The sequence below is a fragment of the Streptomyces roseus genome (assembly GCF_001044425.1).
Classification (GTDB): domain Bacteria; phylum Actinomycetota; class Actinomycetes; order Streptomycetales; family Streptomycetaceae; genus Streptomyces; species Streptomyces roseus.
In genome coordinates this window covers 1-1,789 of record NZ_LFML01000152.1, presented here as the reverse complement: position 1 = coordinate 1,789, position 1,789 = coordinate 1, and the positions used below count along the sequence as shown (strand labels likewise).

Annotated in this window: 1 protein-coding gene; it reads right to left on the bottom strand. The window is 68.3% G+C overall.

Features of this window, described 5'->3' with window-relative positions; genetic code table 11:
* Positions 1 to 13 precede the first annotated feature (13 nt).
* Positions 14 to 1,687, bottom strand: a complete 1,674-nt coding sequence (locus ACS04_RS31635; protein WP_048480293.1) for an IS1182 family transposase — start codon at positions 1,685 to 1,687, stop codon at positions 14 to 16.
* Between the last annotated feature and the right edge of the window lie 102 nt (positions 1,688 to 1,789).

Sequence of the window (1,789 nt, the reverse complement as noted above, 5' to 3'; positions counted from 1 at the left end):
GGGACGCTGTTGGCTAACTCCGCCCCGCTGGATCTGATCCGGCGGGGCGGAGTGCTGCGTAGGGGCTGATGCGGGTGGGTGCTCGGCGCTGTCCTGTGAGATGAGCGTTGATGCGGGCGAGGTTGATGGCCGCGCCGGTGAGCTGGTGCTGGAGGCTGGTCTTGGCCAGGCCCCGGTAGCGGGACCTACGCAGGCCGCACCGTTGAATCCCCTGGGAGATGGTGCCCTCGACGCCAGCACGGATCTGGTAGCGCTCCTTCCACTGATCAGTCTTCTGCTCTTGCCGTGCGGTGTGGAGAGCGTGGTGCTCGTCGCGGTGCCGCAGGCGCAGTTCGCGCCGCGGGGCGATCTCAGAGTTGGTGCACTCCCGCCGCACGGGGCAAGGCCGGCAATCGCGGGCGGAGAACAGCACTCGGACCACTGGCAGGCCGTTCTGTGAGAGGCGGCTGCTCCAGTTGGTGCTGGTCTTCCCGCCAGGGCAAGCCACCTTCTGAAGGTCCCAGTCGATTGTGAAGACCTCCTGCCCGTAGCCGCCCGGGTCGCCGGCCCGATCGTTGGTGCTCGCCTTCACCGGCCCTTGGAGCGCGATGCCGTGCTCCTGGCTGGCGGCGACGAGGGTTCCGGCCGTGGCGTATCCGGCATCCACCCAGTGTTCGCCGGGCAGGCAGTTCCGCTGGGCGAGGTCGTCATGGATGGGCCCGACCATCTGGCTGTCGGCGACGGTGGCCATGGTGGTGGCGACGTTCGTGATCAGGTTTGGGCTGCCAGGCTCACAGGTTTCGGTGAGGTGGACCTTGTATCCGTCCCAGAGGATGTCGCGTTTCCCGCAGGCCCTGGCCTCGATGTCATAGGGGGTGACCAGGCGTAACGCGCCCGGCGGGCGGTCTTTTGGGTCCCGCCGGCGCACCTCGCCGTCAACGAAATGAAAGTGCTGGACCCAGACCTGGCGGAGGATCTCCACTTCTGGAACGCCGGCCAGCCCCTGCGGGGCCGCGGGCGAGAAGACCGCCGTCAGCAACCGCAGGCCATCGTCACCAATTCGCTGTCCGGCCGCATCCCGCTTCACGCGGGCCTGGGGAAACCGGGAGTCCTCGGCCCGGCTGGCGTAGTGCCTGAACCACTCCGCGTCGCTGACTTCCCTCACCCAGTCGGGGGCGGTTCCGGCCAGCGCGTTCAGCGCGGACCTCAGTGTCTCGGTGACCATCTCCAGCCAGTTCAGCGCTCGCGCTGAGGTCTCCACATGGGTTGAGTCGGTGCGTGCCCGGCCTGCGGTTTTCAGCAGCCCCTTTTCGCGAGACGTGGCCAGGATCCCGTCCAACACCCGACGCCCGGCATCCGCGCCGACCAGCCGGTCACGAAACTCCGACAGCACCGAGAAGTCGAATCCGGGATCGCCGAGGTCGAGGCCGAGTGCGTACTTGAAGTCGATCCTGGCCCGCACCGCCTCCGCGGCCTGCCGGTCGGTGAGCCCCTCCACGAACTGCAACACCAAAACGAGCGCGAGGCGGCCCGGAGACCAGGCCGGCTTCCCCCGAGCGGGGAACAGGTCGGCGAACTCCTCGTCTCGGAACAGCACCCCCAGCTCGTCCCGGAGGCGGATCGCCAGACTCCCCTTCGGGAAAGCCGCCCGCGCCACACGCACCGTCTCAGCCGGGATCTCCCCGAACCCGTCCGGCCGCATCGACATCGACACCCACCCCACACACGAAAAACGTCGGTCCCCGAGACCAACCAGGTCTCGGGGACCGACGTCACGCTAGAGCGGCCCGCAATTCGCCAACAGCGTCCC

Bases quoted from the DNA above. Each gene is read 5' to 3' on its own strand.
- ACS04_RS31635 (WP_048480293.1), bottom strand. From the start codon at position 1,687: ATGTCGATGCGGCCGGACGGGTTCGGGGAGATCCCGGCTGAGACGGTG.